Genomic DNA, 1,223 nt, shown 5'->3' with positions numbered 1-1,223 from the left:
ATGGCCTGATTTACCCATGCCACTGACGATCACTTTTCCCCGACAGGCCAGCATCATTGTGCAGGCATCCGCGAAAGCATTATCCAGCCTGTCAGGCAGACTAACGATCTGATCGATCTCCGTTTGCAGCGTCTCTCGGGCTGCTTCGATTAATATTTCACGCATCAGATTATTTGTCTCCCGCGATAATCACATCAATGCCGCGATCACGCAGTTGTGCCGCCACATCATCAGCAATCCCGCTGTCTGTGATCAGTACATCTACCGAGTCGAGGCTGCACACCACATTTGGACTTTTGCGGCCAAATTTGGACGAGTCGACCAGCAGGATAATTTTTTGTGCCGCACGGCACATGGCCTGGCTGACGCCGAACACTTCATTAAAAGTCGTGACTCCGGCATTAAGGTCAACGCCGTCCGCGCCAATAAACAGCTTGTCGAAGCTGAAATGGCTGAATGCGGCTTCCGCCAGACTGCCGTGAAATGAGGCGGACGTGCCGCGATAGGTACCACCTGGCATCAGAATCACCTGATCGTTATTGAGCTCGACCAGCTCGTTAACAAGGGTCAGGCTGTTCGTCATCACAGTGATATTATTAAATTTAGCAAGGTGGGGGACCATCTGCTGTACGGTGCTGCCAGCGTCAAAAATAAGCGAATCACCTTCAGAAACCCATTGGGCTGCACGTGAGGCAATCTGTTTTTTCTTATCCGAGTTAATAAAGGTTTTCCTGTCGATAGGCTGGTCGCCATCGTCCCGGTTCAGCATAACGCCGCCGTAAGTGCGGATCACTGCCCCTTGCTGCTGGAGCAGAGAAAGGTCTTTGCGGATGGTGGTGCCTGTGGTGTCAAAGTAGATAGTCAGTTCTTCAACCGTAGTACGGCCTTTGCCCTGGAGGTATTCAAGTATCAGTGCTTGCCGCTGTATTGGTTTCATCCTGGTTTCCCTGTCGTAGGCCAATAGACTCCTTTCGTATTCGCACAAACAAAGCAAACAAGGAAGGGAAATCTTTCAAAATGAAAGATATCACCGTTTGTTTGTTATGGCCAATTCCAACGCCGTGCGCATGGCCTTATTGTGGGGATAAATGTGAGCTGGCACCAGGTTCTGAATATTCAGTCCGTTCAGTGCATCATCTGGGATGGGCTGCGAGAAGACGGTCAGCCCGCGCATGACAAAGTTGCCCGTAATCATGTGGCGGCTGTCGACGCTGATAACCAGT

2 protein-coding genes are annotated in these 1,223 nt (G+C 50.9%); both read right to left on the bottom strand.

What is annotated here, in order from left to right:
* Positions 1 to 169: 169 nt before the first annotated feature.
* Positions 170 to 937: a glucitol operon DNA-binding transcriptional repressor SrlR gene (gene srlR, locus WH277_RS01325; protein ID WP_259149176.1), complete on the bottom strand. Its 768-nt coding sequence runs from the start codon at positions 935 to 937 to the stop codon at positions 170 to 172.
* Between the two features lie 90 nt (positions 938 to 1,027).
* Positions 1,028 to 1,223 (bottom strand): transcriptional regulator GutM (locus WH277_RS01320; protein ID WP_339503922.1); only part of this gene is annotated, 196 nt, incomplete at its 5' end.

The organism is Erwinia sp. MYb416 (assembly GCF_037479575.1).
Taxonomy (GTDB): domain Bacteria; phylum Pseudomonadota; class Gammaproteobacteria; order Enterobacterales; family Enterobacteriaceae; genus Erwinia; species Erwinia rhapontici.
The sequence above is the reverse complement of the archived record's forward strand: the minus strand, read 5'-3'. Positions and strand labels throughout refer to the sequence as shown.

What these genes read in the sequence shown, in the direction of transcription:
- srlR (WP_259149176.1), bottom strand. Translation starts at nt 937, where the DNA reads ATGAAACCAATACAGCGGCAAGCACTGATACTTGAATACCTCCAGGGC.